The sequence below is a fragment of the Microbulbifer sp. VAAF005 genome (assembly GCF_030012985.1).
GTDB lineage: Bacteria > Pseudomonadota > Gammaproteobacteria > Pseudomonadales > Cellvibrionaceae > Microbulbifer.
In genome coordinates this window covers 5203976-5222777 of sequence record NZ_CP120233.1, presented here as the reverse complement: position 1 = coordinate 5222777, position 18802 = coordinate 5203976, and the positions used below count along the sequence as shown (strand labels likewise).

General features: G+C 43.6%; 12 protein-coding genes, 2 tRNA genes and 1 pseudogene. 2 read left to right on the top strand and 13 right to left on the bottom strand.

The genetic code is table 11. From position 1 onward, the window contains the following. Positions 1-9 precede the first annotated feature (9 nt). Positions 10-585, top strand: coding sequence for a hypothetical protein (locus P0078_RS23535; protein WP_282932290.1), 576 nt, complete (start codon positions 10-12; stop codon positions 583-585). 1984 nt (positions 586-2569) lie between these two features. Here P0078_RS23535 and P0078_RS23530 read toward each other — a convergent pair. The 8 genes and pseudogenes from P0078_RS23530 to cysC all read right to left on the bottom strand — a co-directional run bounded on the left by P0078_RS23530 (position 2570) and on the right by cysC (position 9764). After that, the gene (locus P0078_RS23530) at positions 2570-3682 is read right to left on the bottom strand and encodes a hypothetical protein (protein ID WP_282932289.1); all 1113 of its coding nucleotides are present in this window, start codon (positions 3680-3682) and stop codon (positions 2570-2572) included. Positions 3683-3856: 174 nt separating this feature from the next. Further along, complete coding sequence (locus P0078_RS23525; protein ID WP_282932288.1) at positions 3857-4726, bottom strand: NAD(+) kinase; 870 nt, start codon at positions 4724-4726, stop codon at positions 3857-3859. A 180-nt stretch (positions 4727-4906) separates the two neighbouring features. Then, positions 4907-5884, bottom strand: coding sequence for a 1-aminocyclopropane-1-carboxylate deaminase/D-cysteine desulfhydrase (locus P0078_RS23520; protein WP_282932287.1), 978 nt, complete (start codon positions 5882-5884; stop codon positions 4907-4909). A 409-nt stretch (positions 5885-6293) separates the two neighbouring features. Continuing rightward, positions 6294-6370: transfer RNA gene (locus P0078_RS23515), tRNA-Asp, on the bottom strand. A gap of 27 nt (positions 6371-6397) precedes the next feature. Beyond that, a tRNA-Val gene (locus P0078_RS23510) sits at positions 6398-6473 on the bottom strand. 100 nt (positions 6474-6573) lie between these two features. Beyond that, positions 6574-8747 (bottom strand): annotated as a pseudogene (locus tag P0078_RS23505) (DUF6351 family protein). Between the two features lie 29 nt (positions 8748-8776). Next, positions 8777-8938, bottom strand: coding sequence for a hypothetical protein (locus P0078_RS23500; RefSeq protein WP_282932286.1), 162 nt, complete (start codon positions 8936-8938; stop codon positions 8777-8779). 196 nt (positions 8939-9134) lie between these two features. After that, positions 9135-9764 (bottom strand): adenylyl-sulfate kinase, encoded by a 630-nt coding sequence (gene cysC, locus P0078_RS23495; protein WP_282932285.1) that lies wholly within the window; start codon positions 9762-9764, stop codon positions 9135-9137. A 1257-nt stretch (positions 9765-11021) separates the two neighbouring features. Here cysC and nhaA point away from each other — a divergent pair. Then, positions 11022-12452: a Na+/H+ antiporter NhaA gene (nhaA, locus tag P0078_RS23490; RefSeq protein ID WP_282932284.1), complete on the top strand. Its 1431-nt coding sequence runs from the start codon at positions 11022-11024 to the stop codon at positions 12450-12452. Positions 12453-12573: 121 nt separating this feature from the next. Here the strand turns inward: nhaA and P0078_RS23485 are convergent, their stop codons facing one another. From P0078_RS23485 to P0078_RS23465, 5 genes are all read right to left on the bottom strand, one after another. Next, positions 12574-12969: a universal stress protein gene (locus P0078_RS23485; RefSeq protein ID WP_282932283.1), complete on the bottom strand. Its 396-nt coding sequence runs from the start codon at positions 12967-12969 to the stop codon at positions 12574-12576. Between the two features lie 762 nt (positions 12970-13731). Beyond that, on the bottom strand, positions 13732-14793 hold the full coding sequence (locus P0078_RS23480) for a hypothetical protein (protein ID WP_282932282.1): 1062 nt from the start codon (positions 14791-14793) through the stop codon (positions 13732-13734). Positions 14794-14883: 90 nt separating this feature from the next. Further along, on the bottom strand, positions 14884-15951 hold the full coding sequence (locus P0078_RS23475; protein ID WP_282932281.1) for a hypothetical protein: 1068 nt from the start codon (positions 15949-15951) through the stop codon (positions 14884-14886). A 69-nt stretch (positions 15952-16020) separates the two neighbouring features. Continuing rightward, a complete protein-coding gene (locus P0078_RS23470; protein WP_282932280.1) occupies positions 16021-17091 on the bottom strand; it encodes a hypothetical protein in 1071 nt (356 codons plus the stop codon). A 7-nt stretch (positions 17092-17098) separates the two neighbouring features. Further along, positions 17099-18427: a hypothetical protein gene (locus P0078_RS23465; protein ID WP_282932279.1), complete on the bottom strand. Its 1329-nt coding sequence runs from the start codon at positions 18425-18427 to the stop codon at positions 17099-17101. Between the last annotated feature and the right edge of the window lie 375 nt (positions 18428-18802).

Sequence of the window (18802 nt, the reverse complement as noted above, 5' to 3'; positions counted from 1 at the left end):
GCGAGCAGCATGAAAACACTGTACTTACATGTCGGAAACTTTAAAACTGGAACTTCTAGCATCCAGAGAATTTGTCATGATTCCGATTTAGACGTACTGTACCCAAAAAGCTGCAGACCTCAAAACAATACTACCAACCATGGAAGGTTAACTCTTAGCTTACTCAGAGACTACGGAGTACCATCTCCCACCTGGTTCAATGGTAAAAATATAATTTTTAAAAATGAGCTAGAAGCTATCCAACAGGAAATCCTCTCCAGCCCGAAAGACAAGGTCCTCATATCATCTGAGGAGCTATTCAGCATCTGCGCTTCGGGCAAAGGAGATGAAATTGCAGAAGCACTTCAATCTAGCTTCAGGGAATTCTCTGTGAAAATCATCATGTATATTAGAGAGCCTCTTAGCTTTTTAAATTCATGGTATAACCAACTTAACAAAGGGCCTCACAGCACACAAAATCTACTCATGTTTTTTCAAGGGGTTGAGGAGTCACTGCTTTCTCAACTCCCAGTTTATAAGGTTTTTTTGCAGACACTTCGGAGAAGAGAACTTAATAGTCAAATCATTTCACCAGACTGGCCATGACCATATTAATGATTTTTTTAGCACTATAGGCTCCCTTTTCCGCCTACCTGCAAACCGCAATGCCACTTACAATTCATCTCAAAATGAAAGCTCTTTTGAGTTAAAACGCATAGGTAAGTTCAAGGGAACCGTCGAGGACGCAATCACATCATCCGGGATAAACACCAAAAGGATATTAGGAAAAATTGAAAGCATAAATTCAGGGTTTAATATTATAACCAGGAAATCTGATATAGCCATCAATAGCGATTTAACAATTCAAGCTTTGGCTAATGCCTATCTGGAAAACTGGAAACCATCAAAGAGCTTGCATGCAAGGAAGTGCAGCCTTTGAAGCGCCTCGCAATTGAGCTTGAAAATAAACACATGGAGACCGCCTCTTTACTAATGAACGCAGCACTTACTCTGCGACCAAATGGGCCGCACATACAGAAAAAGTGCAACGAGTACTCCATCCGACTACAAAATAAATCTAACCTTATTACCGAATAAACCAAACATGTAGCTTAATAGCTTTTCAGTAAGGCATGATTTCACTACTAAATTGTGCTTTACTACCTCTAGCTTACCAAGCTCTAACGGCTCAAGTAGTCACACAACAATAAATTCAGCGCCGATCTGATTAAAAGCTTTTATGCTCCGCCACTTACCTTCAATCCTTTTGCATTTCAATTACCAAACGTCCGGAAAGACCGACCCAGCCACAATTATACAGAACCAAAACTGAACCACTCACCACCTATTTCATCCGAGTGTAAATAATGTAGCTTTCTCGAGAAATTTTTATTTACCTGCCAACTTATTACTTCAACCTATTTGAGACTGTAAATTCAATGGATTTTAAGTCAAAACAGCAAAAAGAAAATAAATTTTTGGAGCAAAGAAACATAATAGGGAGGCCAAGGACCTTAAATTTCCCACTCTCTGCTTACAATCTTTGGAGAGTAATGCCCCTCAATTAATCATATAGGTATCTGGTTATTTTCCTCAGAGACTTCCAAGATATTTAACTTCAATGAGAATACTCTGAGGCAGAAAGCAGATTGAATAAAAATAGTCTACTGTCTACATAAAGGGGGGTCCGGAAAGCCCATAAGTCCATATAAAACTTAGGCGCAACGGTAACAGATAAATTATAAAGCGTCGATCAATTGATGTGAGGAGTTAATTACACTGGTAAAGCTGGGAGCTCCTACCTAAGATTGACAATCGACATCAACCATAACACACCTCAACTTAGAGTAAATGTAACAATCATCCATTTTTGGACGTAATTCTGACAACCTAAATTCAACTTGTCATTTTTTCCTTTCGACTTTTTAAAATATAAACATGCACCACAACATTTTTTATTCCAGTAAGTGTAATCACTATTAAAATATACCTGCCATTCTCCTAGATATTTTCACACCCCTCTTTCGACTTATTAATCTTATAATGATGAGCAATAGACTTATTGTAGAATAGTTTTAAAGTAGCCCTCACAAACAGTATTAAATCGCGGGGAGCTAGCATTTATCTTGGCAACCCCTATTTCACTTTTTCCGCCCAAGAACAACTGATGATCACACCATCCCAAACTGATATCATATTTAGCACCACGCCACATAGAATAATACCAAGAAGGGCAGACAAATAATTACCCGAAACAGCCTTATAGTATCGACAGAAAACTCCCGCCATACACAGTTTTGGAGACATTTTCAAGCTCAGCTGCCAGATTTAGCAATCCAATCAAGCATCTGATGATGCGATCACCAGCATCGCATCACAGGGTTTACCCAAGACTTTACCTCTAGGTATAGGCGCCCTCATCAAAGCGAGTAACCCCCGCTTTGATGAAGGGATTTTACAGATTTGAGCAGTTAAACTAACTCTGGCCAACTCCCGGCATGGGGCATAACTTTAGCACCAAAACCCAACTAAGATTTTTACTGGCAACCTTATGAGTATGCACTCATGGAATAAGTGAGCAATACCACCCTCAATGGATATCTATATTCTTGAGAAAATCTTTTACTGCCGGCTCAGTCAGCTCCCCTCTAAGAAGCTTCCAAACCTGCTTAACTCCATCTCGCGCAGTCTCAATTTCAGGGTAGGGTTTCACTTCCTTCACTTTATCTATATCTTCAAAGAAAGACCGCTTACCAGTAAGCTTGTTCAGGTAGTCATGAACTGGCTGAAATTCAGAGAATAGAAATTCTCTCTTTTCTGGTCCAAACAACTCGATCTGTTTACTCGGAGGCAAATCAACTTTAGAGGAAATTTTTATCATCTTTCGACATAGCATTCTGGCACTTTCTGTTTCAAGATGATGGAGCGCCAACCTGCCAACCTCAAGCAACCCAAGATGTATACTTTGGTTTGCAGAAATACTCTTTGTACTTAAACCTTTAATTTTCTTTTCTAGCCCCGCTTGCTTAAAGAAATCTATAATTGAACCACCTTCACCCAAAACGTCAGAATAGCTTCGAATTGCAAATTTTGCTTGCGGGAACTCCTTTACCCAGGGCTCTAACAGTGATCGGTAATTAAAGTGTATATCTGACAAGTACTCCTCTAGGCCATCATCCCTCAAAGCGCCCATCTTATGCCCAAAGCGAAGCCTTTGAGAGTGCCAAGATGCCAAATATTCATCTGGCCGTCGAAGTGTACACACTATCGTGACGTCCGAAATACCCAGCTCCGCCTTTAACCTTTCAATCATTTCAGGGCATCGCACTCCAAAATTAGAGAATACCTCAGAGCAAAGAACTACTGTTGATGGGGTTAACGCGGCAATTTGCTCTTTTATTATCAAAAGCATTTGGTGAACAGACGGAAGTCCGGTGTGATAAGGAGGTATACGCCAAGAGTTAGCTGACTCAGACATCATTCTGAAAGCTAAGGCATTATGGGGTTCGCGGATATTTATATGTGTAGGCCCACCTAGATCCTTTCCTTTCACGGCCCGCAACAAGTTACTTGCCATCCCTTTACTTTCAACCGCCGGGTATAAAACACCCCTATTGATTAATGTAAGAAAATTATTCGTTAAGAAGGTTTGTAGGGATGTTGACCCAACCTTGTGATGCCCAATAAAAATAACTAAGTTCATACCTACTCCACCTACTATAATAAATAAGGCACACTCAAATCTGCACGACTTGCTCGATGTAAATCCATACCGATCCTATAGTTTGCATGCAGCAATTTAGCGCCCCACTTTCAATACCCACCCTAAAAACAAGCTGCCAGAATACCCATAAGCCCAATTACTACAATCAAAATTTTATTCAGCCCACCCGAGTTTAGACCTACAAGTCTCATAAAAGTTATGATCAATGGGGTGAATCAATGTAAGGCGATGCGGCTTCTTATGGACCCGAATAACATCTCCAGGCTCCGTTACCACCTGATCATGTCCATCACAAGTAATATAGGGCTTTGCTACATTTTGCTCCCCCACGATCAACTTGAATTCGCTACTACCCTCCACAACAATCGGGCGACTGCTTAAAGTGTGGGGGTTCAGGGGAACCAGAACTATTGCATCTAACTTAGGATGCATAATGGGCCCCCCTCCGGAGAGCGCATATGCAGTAGAGCCCGTTGGGGTCGAAATAATTAGGCCGTCTGATCGCTGCGTATAAACAAACTGACCATCGATATAGAGATCAAACTCTATCATCCTTATAAATTCACCCGGGTGAAGAACCACGTCATTTAATGCCGAGCCCTTCCCAACAGGTCTACCGTCACGAGTGACTGACATATCTAGTAAAAACCGGCTTTCCGCCATGTATTTACCGGACAAGACTTCGCCAACCTTTTGCTCTACCTGATCAGGCGTGATATCTGTAAGAAAACCTAAGCGGCCACGATTAATGCCCAAAAGAGGAACGCTATAGCGGGCCAGAGATCTGGCCGCTCCAAGGAGACTGCCATCTCCTCCAACAACAATTACAAGATCGCATAGCTCACCCAGTTTATCTCTGGTAGACACCCGCGCGCTGTGGGACGAAACGCAGGAAGCTGTGCCTTCCTCCAGCACCACACTGTAACCCTCTCTCTCAAGGTAAGCTATCAGGCGCTTTAGAGACGAAACTGCGTTTTTACTTTCTGTTCGGCCGATCAGCCCTATATTCTGAAATTCCGACACGGCCCCTCCCTTTCGGCACTTCAACCAGCCTTTTTGGCCACAACAACACAACGATCAAGTCGCACCTTCAGCACCGAGTAAGGCCTGGCAGCACAGAACTGACTATTATGCCGCAGGCCTATAGATGAGTCGAACACCGTAGTTCCATTGTTCGCTGGCTTAGCGAAAAATAGCAGATGTTCAAGCAATACCACGTCGACCTTGCAACCCTCCTGAGTGGATAGCTAATATCTTACTACCCTTTCGAAGCCGACTATTTTTTGCACTATTTGATAATGCAAATAGCAACTTAGCCGTATAAACTGGGTCTAGTGGAATACCCGTCTCAACCTCTAACTCGTCCTGAAATCGCCGCAACTCCTCCGGGTACTTTGCATAACCTCCACAGTGATAGCCCGAAAGCAGCCGGTGGTGAATGCCGCCTGCTTCGTCTGTAAGAATCTTATGAGTTGCGTCAAGACGTGCGATTTCTCCCTCCTGGGGCAACCAGGTAGCAGCATCTCTCAATATACTGTTTCCCGCCTTTAGCACTTCAACACCCACTGTCGAAATACCCTTGAGGCCTGAGGCTAACCCCGCGAAAGTAGCTCCTGTACCACAAGCCGTCCAGACCTGATCAAATCCGACTGGAGCACTCCTTAAAATTATTTCACCTAGAACTCTTGCCCCCCTCACGCCTATATAGTTAGATCCCCCTTCGGGAACAAATAACGCCGACTCCTCGTCCACTCCAATTTCACTAATGAAGCTCGCCTCCCCTCTTCGACGATATTGCTCTCTGGATACAAAAATCAACTTCATCCCGAAACGCTCTGCATCTTGTAAAGTTGCACTTAACCTATGCGCTCGCTCCCCTCGAATTACACCCACTGCGTCAAAACCAAAACGAGCCCCTGCAGCTGCAACAGCATGAACATGATTCGACCAGGCTCCACCGCAAGTTACAACGGTCCCCAATTGGCGAGCCTCTAGCTCCAATAGGTTATAAAGGAGTTTATAGGCTTTATTGCCAGAGATTAGCGGATCAAGAAGGTCATCTCTTCTCACCCATAGCTCTATACCAGGAAATAAATCACTACCCACCAACTGATAAGGGACTTCCAGTGCAGCTTTTGTAAAAGCATCAACATTTAAACAAGACAGGAAACCAGAAAGCATTGAGCAACCATGCAAGACTATTAACTAGGAAAGAATGATAATTGTGTATCGCAAAATATCCACAAGCATCAAGCCAGGGAACCCCGAGCAACCCCACTCCCCCTACAAACCTCGCGGACTCTCAAAACCCGCAGAGATATTTCAGAGACTCCTTGGATACCCCTCCTCAAAGAGGCCGGAAACTTTCACGCAAATGATAGAAATGATGGTCTTAGCCTTTTCGAAAAAATTAAAGAAAAGCTTGAGCCAAAAAAGAAGAATGGACCACTTGCATAGAGAGCACTAACCCAAGCCCTTTACGAGTCTGCCGACCCAAAAAGTCCGCGTCAATCACAAGGTCCAGCAATAGAGCTAAACCTGCAACAGCCAGACACAAAAAAGCCCTCACATGTGAGGGCTTTTTTGTGTCTGGCGGACCGGACGGGACTCGAACCCGCGACCTCCGGCGTGACAGGCCGGCATTCTAACCAACTGAACTACCGGTCCTCGGTAGTAAACTTCCTTTGGGAAGTTTGGTGGGTGGTACAGGGGTCGAACCTGTGACCTACGGCTTGTAAGGCCGTCGCTCTCCCAACTGAGCTAACCACCCGCTGCTCTTTGTTTTTGAGGCCGTGCCCCCTTGAGCGAGGCGAATATTACCCGACTGTAGATTTCTGTCAACAATTTTCGCGCCAAATATTTATACGCGGTCAATTTTCGTCCGAATCGTCTGGTAAAGAGACTGGTATTCCTCTCATTTCCACCTCATCAGTGCTTGCCCCTTGCAATACCTTCCCCTGACGATAGTCAGGGTCAAGTAGATGACCGGCAATCTTCACTGGCATCTCCCTCGGTATCAACTGCTCTTTAGGGCGGGCAAGGTCTTGCTCATTATAATTGCACACACCGGTTGGAAAAATCCGCTTTAGATCTACTACACGACTAGAAATTTCCTCTGTGAATGGACCATAAATACCCTTCGCCAAAGCTCTCTCAACCGGCTGCAGTGCACACTTAAAGACATCATCAGTCACTGGCGCTCCCGCCACTTGTCTTGAAGTACTATGGATCGGGTATACCCTCATACATTTACCAGGAGCTTGGCTATTCCAGGAACCATTCCAGACATCATCCCCTGACGCCAGCAAATTTCCTTTCTTGTCGAAGCATCGATCATTAGCATCATCCGGACGGTTTTCCACCACACCTTTACCTGGATTTTTCATAATGTTCAGCATCCAGCGATCAATAAGGTCTAGCGCCTCATGCAATGGGTTATAACCTTTGTCACTCATCCAGATCAATTGATTTTCTGCATGCCCACGAGCGCGCCGAATACGCTCGCGTGCAGAGAAAGATGCTGAGCTATGGTGCATATCCGGCTCTTTATCCAAGTAATGCCGTAAATCAATGATGGGGATCTCTACATCTCCGAGGAAAACATGGCCGGAACGATATATCCCATTAATAGTCTCCAGGCTTGCTCGACTGCGCTTCGCCGGGTTTTGAAGTGTTCCCATATTAAGGTTTTGCTCACTCCAAAGAGATAGGCGAACAGGAAACATATTTCCATTCATAAACCACAATTGCTCTTGGCTCTGATTTTCTGGTGCTTTCCAGCCACCTACAGCAGCATTAACGCGTAGAAATGTATCTATGTTAATTTCGCCATTCACCAGGGCTTTTAGTCCGTATTGAACCCCCTCATTATCCCAAGAGCTATTTGCATACCCCGATGCACTGGCACCATAAAACTGTCGCAGGTCTTCCCAGTGAGTCCAATGTACTTTTGGGACAAGTTCCGATGCAAAACTCTTCGCAAAGTGAACAAAGTTAGGATTGTTGACCAGTGGTACCAAGCCTCGCCACCCCTCAACGCACTCAGTACTTCCTTGCATCTTATTTCGGTAGCGGCTATCAAAAATCCCAGCGAAAAAGCTCAGCACTCCAAATTTGCTCGATCCATTTTCACTGGCTGCCAACCCCTGAATAACAGTCCGCTCTTCAGCTTTTTTCCAACGCTGATTCGAACTATCCACTATGTCAAAGAAATACTCCAGCGGCTCACAGTCAAAGGCGTAAATAGTTTGGGATACCATATCCGGATAGGAATAGAGGGGGATAGCGGCATCCAAAAGGCCAGGAGCATTCTGTGCAAATAGATACTGCTGAATCGCCCCCCTGACCCCCCAATACCAACCGTGTACATCGGTTCACCGTACAACGATTCAAATTGCTTTTTTACCCTGCGAGCAGTGTCTTCCGCCAGCCACATATTGTAGTGATTTCTAGTCTGATTGGCGGTCGAATAGACAATCGCATAACCGCGCGCAAGCTCATCCATTCGCCGCGTGGTGATATCTCCTTTGTTAATCTTTCCCTGGCGCCCCCCTATACCCACGCCACCACGAAACTGATAAATCAACCGTTTATTCCAATTGCTACCACTTGGCTTACTCGCAGACTCACCCTCTCCCCTTAACACAGCTATCGCATAAAAGTGACGATTGATCGTGCCCGTCTCCACGCGAACAATAAAATCCACCTGTTTTCCGTTTACCGTCACTTTGTCGATATCATTTCTGGCCTCATGCATATAGTGAAACTGGCCATCGGTAGTGCTTCGATAAAAATAGGTAACTTCAGTAGCGTGACTGCAATCCCGGCTATACCCAATAACCTCTTTTGTCTTCCTGCCCTTATCGTTTAGAGCAAAAATGGGCACCCCTTCCCCATTTTGGTTGTCTACCAGGGGCTGCTTATTTGTAATATTGTTTTTCCCGCAATAGAGAGGGTACCTAGACGGGCCACTAAATAGAGTCTCCACAGGTCCCAACTCCCCTAACCCAATAGGAAAGGGAAAATATTCAGGCGGGCGGGACATCATTCTCGGATGAGGGCCGGAATAGGCAGCTATAGGTTGATAGTCCAGCCCCCTTCAGGAACACCCAACACCGGAGCATCTACGCTCCCATGGACTTTTGGCAGCTGATTATACCCATACCATGCTGCCGCCCCCAGGCCTATTAGCACCAAGAGCAAAATAGAGAGTATCCAGCCTCTCCTTACGGACATAAGCGCCTCCACAGGGAACATCACTTTCTGTACAGCTTGAGTATATGAACGGATGTCCCAGGCTACTGACAGTTGGCGCCAAGAGAGACTTGAAGATAGGAAGGACTTGTTGAGCAATGCGCAACAGCGCAAATATCTTTGTGACAAAAACAAAAAAGGGAGACCGAATGATCTCCCTTCTCACGAATAGTACCGCTTAGTCTTTAGCGATAATACCTTTCTCCTGGAGAGTAGAGAGAATCACTTCAACCTCCTCCTCAAGAGTCATCTCAGCAGTGTTCAGGTGTAACTCAGGTGAAACTGGCGCCTCATAGGGGTCATCAATACCAGTAAAGCCTTTGATCTCACCTGCGCGGGCTTTCTTATACAGACCTTTGGGATCACGCGCCTCAGCTTCCTTCAGCGGGCAATCTACGAATACCTCCATGTAAGGAAGGTCACCTGCTTCGTGCATCTTTCTTACCAAATCGCGATCTTCGCGGTATGGACTGATAAAACTGGATAGAACAACCACGCCAGTATCTGCGAACAACTTGGAAATTTCGCCTACACGACGGATATTTTCCTGGCGGTCTTCAGCCGAGAAGCCAAGATTAGAGTTGATGCCCAAGCGGATGTTATCGCCATCCAGACGGTAGCTAAGCACGCCACGCGCAGCCAGAGCCTTCTCTACCGCAACAGCCACAGTGCTCTTACCAGAGCCCGAAAGGCCGGTAAACCAAAGGGTCACGCCTTTGTGGCCGAGGATGCTCGCCCGGTTTTCACGGGTGACATCACCCTCATGCCAATGAACATTGGTCGCTTTTTGCTCAACTGTAGCCGTCACTGATCACTCCACGTCTTGAATACAATTCCTAATGCCACCGGTACAAGACACTTCACTGTACCCTGTACAAATGTCTGCCTGTGGTATGGGCGCCAATTATCGAGTATTTGAGTGGCCAGCGTAAAGCCCCTTGTTATAACGTGTCTATTCAATCCAAAGCCTTGAGTGCATAAGAAGCAAGGGGTAAATTTCCTTTGCAGGAAAATCAGATTAGAAAAATAGTCCGGTCAGTAAACTCTCATTGGGACGTAGTTCACGAACTTTTCAGCGACATCTGCAGGAACACCCCTCTAGCACCTGCATTTAAACCGAGGCTGAATAATACAAGAGCGTTTCTTTGATTGTATCCCGAGCCTACTCTCTACAGGAAAGTCTGCACCTGGTTTTAACTATTAACCCCTCCACTAACGTTAAGATAGGACTGAACTCCTTTGACCTTGCGAAATATAAATATTCCCACTTTCAGAAGAAAACGAACTCATATCAAATCACTAACAACAAAATATAAGCTTCTTTGAAATTGCCACTTCACCCAGCCTCTAAAGCTCAAGCAATTTATATAAAAGGATCTTTTTGCTCTCTGTGCAAGTAAGCATATTCCTGTTTTGCAATGCAAACTCTCACCTAAAACTCCGACCTAATAATTCAGTCATTGTCATCCCCCTCAGATTGTCACTAATTGAGAGCCCAGCTCCTGATGGGCCACCAATAAAATCACCAAAGAGTGAATTCACTTCAGCACTGCAATCCTTCCCGCCCATATAAAAATGCCCCCTGGGAACCTCTACCTTCAACTGCTTGGAAACTTAGAGTCGAATTATGACCAAACCAACCGAGTAGAGGCGAAGAGAGTAAATTTGTTCAAGCCCCATATCTATTTATCTATGCGCATATAGACAAATCCTTATTGAGGCCAAAATAACAAATAATTCTCCGCTGCAACCCCAGCCCATCAATACACAATTAACGGCCATCTTACTAATGTCATTCACGGCAAAAAACCGACAACCAAGTTCAAATCGCCAATACCAAGAGCTACATATAGAATCACCCTTTGGACATTAGAGTATTAACAATAAATTAACAACGCCCACCAGCAACTGCATGAAACTTATTGCCCCCCTTGCAACCAACCTCCGAATGACACCTTTTAATCTAGTTAAAAATACAAGATCCATGATAATCTCTCCCTCCTAAAGTGAGAAATAACAGCCCTATATTTCGTAGGGTTTAGCCAAGAAAGGAGGATTCTCGCCGATGAGTAAAGGGGTTTTAAATAGGTTTAAAATTCGCAAAGGAAAAATTTTTGAAGCCCCGCTAGAAGAGGCATTTGGTCGCCTGGTTACTCCTTTTGAGGAATTTATTCATCGACAAAGTAGCAGCGGTATTTTGCTAATGCTTTCTGCGCTTATCGCTTTGATCGTTGCTAACTCCCCACTGCAGGAAACCTACAAGCACCTTCTTCATATGCCTATTGCCATAGGTGCTGGGGGCTGGACCTTTTCCCTTTCCCTGCACCACTGGATTAATGACGGCCTAATGGCCATCTTTTTCTTTCTAGTTGGCCTCGAGCTAAAGCGAGAATTTCTTGTGGGAGAACTCTCAGATCTTCGCCAAGCGGTACTGCCTGTGATGGCCGCTATTGGCGGGATGGTAGTGCCAGCCTTACTGTACAGCTCCCTTAACTCAGGTACAGAAGCTGGTCCAGGCTGGGGCATCCCGATGGCAACAGACATAGCCTTTGCCGTGGGCTGTATCGCACTTCTAGGTAACCGAGTACCACGTGCAGTAGTAACCTTTTTGGTTGCACTGGCTATCGTAGACGACCTGGGGGCGATTCTCGTTATTGCCGTCTGGTACACCGAACAAGTAAACATGACTGCGCTTATCGTTTCAGGCGGCCTGGTTATGGTACTAGGCCTACTCAATGCCGCTGGTATACGCCGATCCGCAGCCTACGTCTTCGTTGGCGGCCTGTTATGGTATGGTCTTCACTCAGCCGGTGTTCACGCTACTCTTGCGGGCGTGATTACTGCCATGGCATTACCTGCCAAACCCAAATACGACCCTGTAGCATTTAGCACCTTCGTGAAAGATATAATTCGAAGTTTTGACCGCTGCTTCCGCCCAGGTGACAAAATTATCGCTAATGACGATTTACGAGCCCGAGTAATGGGCCTGGGTAATGGCGTAAACTTAGCCCAATCTCCACTACAACGCATGGAAACCCGCTTACATATTCCGGTTGGATTTGTAGTGATACCAATCTTCGCACTAGCTAACGCGGGGATTCCGGTCGACAGTTTCAGTAGCTCTGAAGCTATACTCAACCCAGTCACTCTTGGGGTTATTTTCGGCTTGGTAGTCGGCAAATTACTCGGAATTGTAGGGGCGACCTGGATAGGCTGGAAACTAGGCTGGGGGCAATTACCCAAAGCAGCAAATTTTCAGCATATTATCGGTGTAGCATTACTCGCAGGTATCGGATTCACCATGTCCATTTTTATTGCCGAGCTAGCATTCAGCTCACAAAATGAGCTTCTGATCCAAGCCAAGGCCGGTATCTTACTGGCATCGGTTATCGCTGGAACTGCTGGCTTTTTAGTCTTACGCAACGCTCCCGCTACAGAAGACAATGTCGTCGAGAACGAGGGCTCAGATCACCCACCTCAGGCTACCTCCAACTAAATTGCGGTAATCAAAATAGGCCGGGGCAAATATGCTTGCCCCGGCCTACTAAAAAGCACCATCACAAAGAACTGTGTGATTACGAGGCGAATTTTGATCCAACTATCTATGGCTCTAAAACTTAGATCCGAACTAAAGTTACATCGCAATGCGCATAGTTCACTATGCTATTGGCTGTAGAACCAATCAGGGAGCTCAAACCTTTCTTGGAGTGAGTACCCAGAACTATCAGGTCCACATTCCTCTTTTCAGCTTCCTTGCAAATAACCTCATAAGGCTTTCCAACTTTAAGAGCTCGGTTTCTTTTGCTAACCCCAAAGTCTTCTGTAATCTCCTCAAACTTTGGAATTGCGCTTTCTTTCAGCTCTTTTTGATAATCCTTGGGCAAGAAGCTATAAGGCAGTACATTTAACACTATCAACTTACTATCGAATTTCTTAGATAGTTCTACCGCTTTAGACAACACATACCTACCTTCTTGAGACGCCTCTATAGCGCAAAGGATAGTATTATACATATTTCCCCTCCAGCAAATGGCCGATATAAAATATCTGAACAAAATAGATATTAATCTAACTACAGGTTAAAAGAAATAAGGCTAATGCACAAAGACTATAGGATTCCTGAAAGCACTCCACGACTTTACGCTCTCCGATCTGCAGACAACTACCGAAGGAAATCTAACTTGGCGCAGAATAAAACCCTTGTGTACATAGCCTATTAAAACCATTAAGTGCTTGATTTAAATCACTCAAAAAGTAGAAACAACAGTCAGCATATCCGTATATTCAAGATTAAAAACAAATCTATAGCGAAATCACAGCATACCAACTAGAAAGTAAGGCATAAAACTGAATATATAACGGTAACGGGTGCTTTAGAGTCCGCATCCGACTGGAACTTCATCAACTCAAACTTTCCAAACTCAAAGCGCCCCGACCTTGCCTTCGATAAAGAAAGCAAAGAATTACCAAAAAAGCTATATATTCCTCCTAGACTCTTCAACACGACTTAAAGCTTTTCGGCTTGAAAAAAATTCTCAGTCTCAAGAATATTAAATTATTATATTCAACCCTCCCAATTCAAATATAGGACAAACGACAGGCTAATGCAGACCCAACAAAAGACAGCCTAAAGCCCGACATGTTTCTCTGGTCCCTTATCACACTAAGAAGGTTCGCCCCAGGAAAAATATTTTTCAAATAGCTCATGTGAAACCACAACCCAAAAGCAAAGTGACATTACAGTCCACAGACCTATCAAGAAGCCCTTTAGCTAGTCATCCTTGATGAATTAAAGGCTGATGGAGGCACTCTGTGGGAATTCTTGATACAACCTCTATTTTATCCCCCAAAGGATAGCTATTATGTAAAGGTCTATGCTGAATACGCTTATCGATAAAAGTAGAGACCTCATCAGCAGAGGCCCTATTATCACCGCTCCCTCCTTGATCAGGTGCGATATACCCAGAGCTGCTCCACATCCTCATCACATGCTTGGCATCGCTCTCTTGCCGGGAAGTAAACGATAAAATTGGTTTATCATTTGCCTCAGGCTCTGCTTGAACTTTAACAAGTCGATCGGACAAGTCAGAAGTAAGATTCAAGCATAACGAATCCACAACATCCTGAGCAAAGCTTATTTGATCTTCCCAAGGAATACACTGATTCACCCGGTATGCATTACCAGCATTCGAAGCTGAGCGTGTAATATCAAACCTAAAACTCAAAAAGTGCTTATCTGTTAATGCAGTATGCCAGCTAATCCTATCGGGCTTATTTCGTAAAGGCTGACTTTCAAAGTATAACCAGCTCTTACCATCCTGCTTTACCCATTGACAATTGATGGGACCAAAATAGCTCGGCCATCGATATTGAGTTAAGTCAAATGGATCTTTTTTCAAGCCCGGGTCGAAATTATGAAGATCTATCAATTCATATTTGCGGTAAACTTCCTTTGCCAACACGTTTGTATCAAATAAACTTTCATTGATGGGAAGGTCTTCTATTGAGACAACAGTTGCAAACAGTTTAATATTCCCCCCGTACCCTCCAAGAACAGGTCTACTCTTGACTCCCCAACAACTTGAAAATATTTTTAAATACTTAATGGCTGGAAAATTAATTTTCTCATCCAAGTTCTTACTTGATCGATATGAAATTGGGCGATAACTTTTAGCCTCATAGATATCAAACTCTTCAGGCTCCACGTCCCATTTTTGAGAGGAGGATAACGGGTCTGATGGAGGAGGCACCATGAAAGAAAGCTTAGAGCCAGATAGAGTCTTTTCAACTCTTCTAGCTCTACGGAAGTTCGGCCCACGGGAGAAAATTTCTTTCAAACAACTCATAAAGGACTTGCATTCAGAAAAGCATGATAAAATCCAGACTCTTGAGAAGAATAGAGGTTCATCGAGGAGCCCTTTGACTCTTCATTCCTGATAAATTAAAGGATGATGAAGATTCTGAGTAGGAATTCTAGACGCAACCTCTATTTTGTCTCCCAAAGGGAAACTATTATGCAATGGCCTAGGCTGAATACGCCTGTCAATAAAACTAGAAACCTCATCGGCAGAGGCTCTATTGTCATCCGTATCTTTACCAGGGGCAACATATCCGGAGCCACTCCACATTCTCATCACATACTTTGCATCGTTTACTTGCCTGGATGTAAAAGATAAAATCGGCTTATCATTACCCTCAGACTGACCTTGAATTTTAACAAGACGATCGGATAAGTCAGAAGTAAGATCGAACTCTAAGGAATCCATAATACGCTGTGCAAAACTAATATAATTTTCCCATGAAAGGCATTGATTTATCCGATATGCGTTACCAGCATTCGAAGCGGAGCGTGTAATATTAAATCTAAAACTCAAAAAATGCTTATCAGTGAGTGCAGTATGCCAGCTAATTCTATCAATTTTATTTCGCAGAGGTTGACTCTCAAAATATAACCAGTTTTTATTAGCCTGTTCCACCCACTGGCAATTAATGGGCCCCAAATAACTAGGCCAGCGATACTCGGTCAAGTCAAAAGGATCATTTTTCAATCCCGGATCAAAGGTGTGGAGATCTCCTAATTCATACCGGCGATATACTTCTTTTGCCAGCACTCTTGTATTAAATAAACTTTCATTGATGGGAAGATCTTCTATTGATGTAATAGCAACAACCAGCCCAATCTTGCCGCCATACCCCCCTATAATTGGCATTCCCTTAAACCCCCAACAACTTGAAAATACTCTTAAATACCTAATAGGAGGAAACTCGATTTCATCATCCAAGTCTTTACCCGGGCAATATGAAATTGGGCGAAAATTCTTAGCCTCAAAAATATCAAACTCATCAGGCTCTGTCTCCCACTTTTGAATAGAAGAAAATGGGTCGGCCGGAGGAGGCACCATAAAAGAAAGCTTAGAGCCGGATAGCGTTTTATCAATTCTTCTCGCACGACGAAAATTCGGCCCACGAGGAAAAATATCTTTAAAATAACCCATGTAAAACTTTCACCCAAAAGAACTGTACTATGTCCTCCATAGAGGCCTAACAAAAGCCCCTCTAACTCATCACTCGTGATGAATTAAAGGCTGATGGAGGTACTCTGTGGGAATTCTGGATACAACTTCTATTTTATTTCCCAGGGGATAACTATTATGTAAAGGTCTAGGCTGAATACGCTTATCGATAAAACTAGAAACTTCGCTAGCGGAGGCTCTATGGTCCTCACCCTCACCTTTACTTGGATCTGTATACCCTGAATCACTCCACATTCTCATCACATACTTTGCATCCTCAACCTGCTTGGCGCTAAACGATAAAATAGGCTTATCTTTAGCTCCTGACTGCTCCTGAACTTGATAAAGTCGCTTTGATAAATCAGAAGTAAGAACTAAATCTAAAGAATCTACAATACGCTGTGCAAAGCTAATGTAATTTTTCCATGATACACGCTGATTTATCCGATATGAGTTGCCGGAATTTGAAGCTGAGCGTGTAATATTAAATTTAATGCTCAGAAAATGCTTATCTGTCAATGCTGTATACCAGCTAAGCTTGTCAAACTTTCTTCGTAAAGGTTGACTTTCAAAGTACAGCCAATTTTTATTGGCTTGTTTTACCCATTGACAATTAACAGGGCCTAAATAACTAGGCCAGCGATACTGAGTTAAATCAAATAGGTCATCATTTAATCCTTTATGAAAATCATGTAAATCTTCTAATTCGTACTTACGATAAACTTCTTTTGCCAACACTCTTGAATCAAATAAGCTTTCATTTACAGGTATATCTTCAACTGAATTAACATCTATAATCAATCTAACATTACCACTATACCCCCCAATAATGGGCACTCCCTTAAACCCCCAACAGCTAGAGAATATCCTTAAATAACTTATATGTGGAAAATCAATTTTATCATCCAAATTCATACTCGAACGGTATGAAATTGGTTGAAAATTCTTAGTGTTAAGAATATCGATCTCATCTGGCTCCACTTCCCATTTTTGAGCAGAGGAAAATGGGTCGGCAGGAGGAGGCACCATAAAAGAAAGTTTAGAGCCAGATAAAATTTTCTCAACTCTTCTCGCACTACGAAAATTTGGCCCTCGGGGGAAAACCTCTTTTAAAAAACTCATATAAATCCTATTTCTTGGCCAAACTTTTCTGCAATAATTGCTTTAGAGGCATGGTTGCCCCACTATGATACTGCTCATTAAGGCTTGGAATACTTGCTAATGTTGTACTAGCGGCAAGTTTCAACCCTTTGGCGCCAAGCGCAACAAGTAGCGCCTTTGTTCCAGCAAAAGAATACCCCATTGTTGATGCGGACACCGCCGTAGAGACAGCCAAAATTGTCGGAGTAGCTACTTTTTTAGCCTCTTTATAGAAATTTGTGGCCGACTGTCCAGCATCTACGAACTTATTGATACGATCTTCGCCCGTTGATGCCCTGCAAAGCGCACTTACCGCCATCGCTATATTTCCGAGCCCCAATTCCGAGCCACCGACAACCTGGGCAACACCGGGGGTGGCCTTAAACCATGTAGAATCCTGTGTATTCATCCCAACCTTACGGCGTAAATTATCGGCCACATAATGACTTGAAGTAGCATCACTAAGAAATATTGTTTGCTTCTCATCTACGTTCACCCGCCTTAACGCAAGTTGTTCCATAGCTTTAGTTAGCACTTTTGAACCACCCCGATGACTTATCCAGTCAACATATAGACCTTTGTCATGCGCCTCTTTCATATATCCGGCAAGAATCCTTGCAGCTTCCATATCCTTTGCAGTAGTACCACGCCCTAGATTTTTAACATATCGCCAACCTGCCTTTGCAGTGCCATCTTGTGGCACGTAAAAGAGGGTATAACCTTTACCCTGCAATTTTTCTAATTCTACAGTATCACCTCGAGTAATATGGGATGGTAAGATTTCAGCAGCATGATTTAAATCCTTACAATATCCATTGATACCAATTTTTAATGGAGAGTCCTTCTTGCCTGTTACATTGCCGCTTGTATTTAAAAACATAGCTGGATCCTCTTTTCTTGACCAGCTACCACCACTATCTTTAGATTCCCACTCAATCTCCCAAAGGGCAGCCCGCCGCTCCTTTTCCGCTTCACGCCTTGCTAATCGAATATCAAGAATAACAACATCAGTCTGCGGTCCACCATAGTAATTGATTAATTCATACTCAATCTCAAAACCATCCCCAACAATACACCTTCGAGTTGCACTTCCATTCTTTAAGTAGGAATTAACCGGTGCGGCAGCTCCTCTTAAGCCATTTACTGCATTAGTCAATGCAAGGGCATGGTAGCCATCGCTACTAGGTACACGGCTAAGCTCCTGAAACCCCTCCAGCATTTGATGAAGTTGGTCATTAGCTACTATTGAACGACCAGAACCAGATTGACCAAAGGTTTTAAGTCCCATGCCGGCAGCTGATGAAGGTAAAGAGTTCATTGTTCATCCCTATTCAATAAACGCAGTTTCTCCTGTGAATTAAGTCACATAAAGATATTCTGCAGGAAGATTTGTGACTCAATTTATCAGTGGGGCCATTCTAAGTACATTTTTTGAAATTGTCGCACAAAATCGAATTAATTCGATTTGCTTTAGAGGCTTAAAAGTCAAAATTCAATAAGTATGCAGGGTAAAAAATTGGTGCCAGAGTGGAATTTACTCTACCCATGACATTGAGTGAAAAATAATCACCTAAAATTAGAAGCAATGTAATTGTATGTAATTGGTCTCCCACCACTTTTGAGACATATATCTCATGCAAGAAATTCACAATTTTTTCACAATTACAACCTTCGTACTAGTTATCAGCTAGCA

Bases quoted from the DNA above. Each gene is read 5' to 3' on its own strand.
- P0078_RS23535 (WP_282932290.1), top strand. From the start codon at position 10: ATGAAAACACTGTACTTACATGTCGGAAACTTTAAAACTGGAACTTCT.
- P0078_RS23530 (WP_282932289.1), bottom strand. From the start codon at position 3,682: ATGAACTTAGTTATTTTTATTGGGCATCACAAGGTTGGGTCAACATCC.
- P0078_RS23520 (WP_282932287.1), bottom strand. From the start codon at position 5,884: ATGCTTTCTGGTTTCCTGTCTTGTTTAAATGTTGATGCTTTTACAAAA.
- P0078_RS23500 (WP_282932286.1), bottom strand. From the start codon at position 8,938: ATGTCCGTAAGGAGAGGCTGGATACTCTCTATTTTGCTCTTGGTGCTA.
- nhaA (WP_282932284.1), top strand. From the start codon at position 11,022: ATGAGTAAAGGGGTTTTAAATAGGTTTAAAATTCGCAAAGGAAAAATT.
- P0078_RS23485 (WP_282932283.1), bottom strand. From the start codon at position 12,969: ATGTATAATACTATCCTTTGCGCTATAGAGGCGTCTCAAGAAGGTAGG.
- P0078_RS23475 (WP_282932281.1), bottom strand. From the start codon at position 15,951: ATGGGTTATTTTAAAGATATTTTTCCTCGTGGGCCGAATTTTCGTCGT.
- P0078_RS23470 (WP_282932280.1), bottom strand. From the start codon at position 17,091: ATGAGTTTTTTAAAAGAGGTTTTCCCCCGAGGGCCAAATTTTCGTAGT.
- P0078_RS23465 (WP_282932279.1), bottom strand. From the start codon at position 18,427: ATGAACTCTTTACCTTCATCAGCTGCCGGCATGGGACTTAAAACCTTT.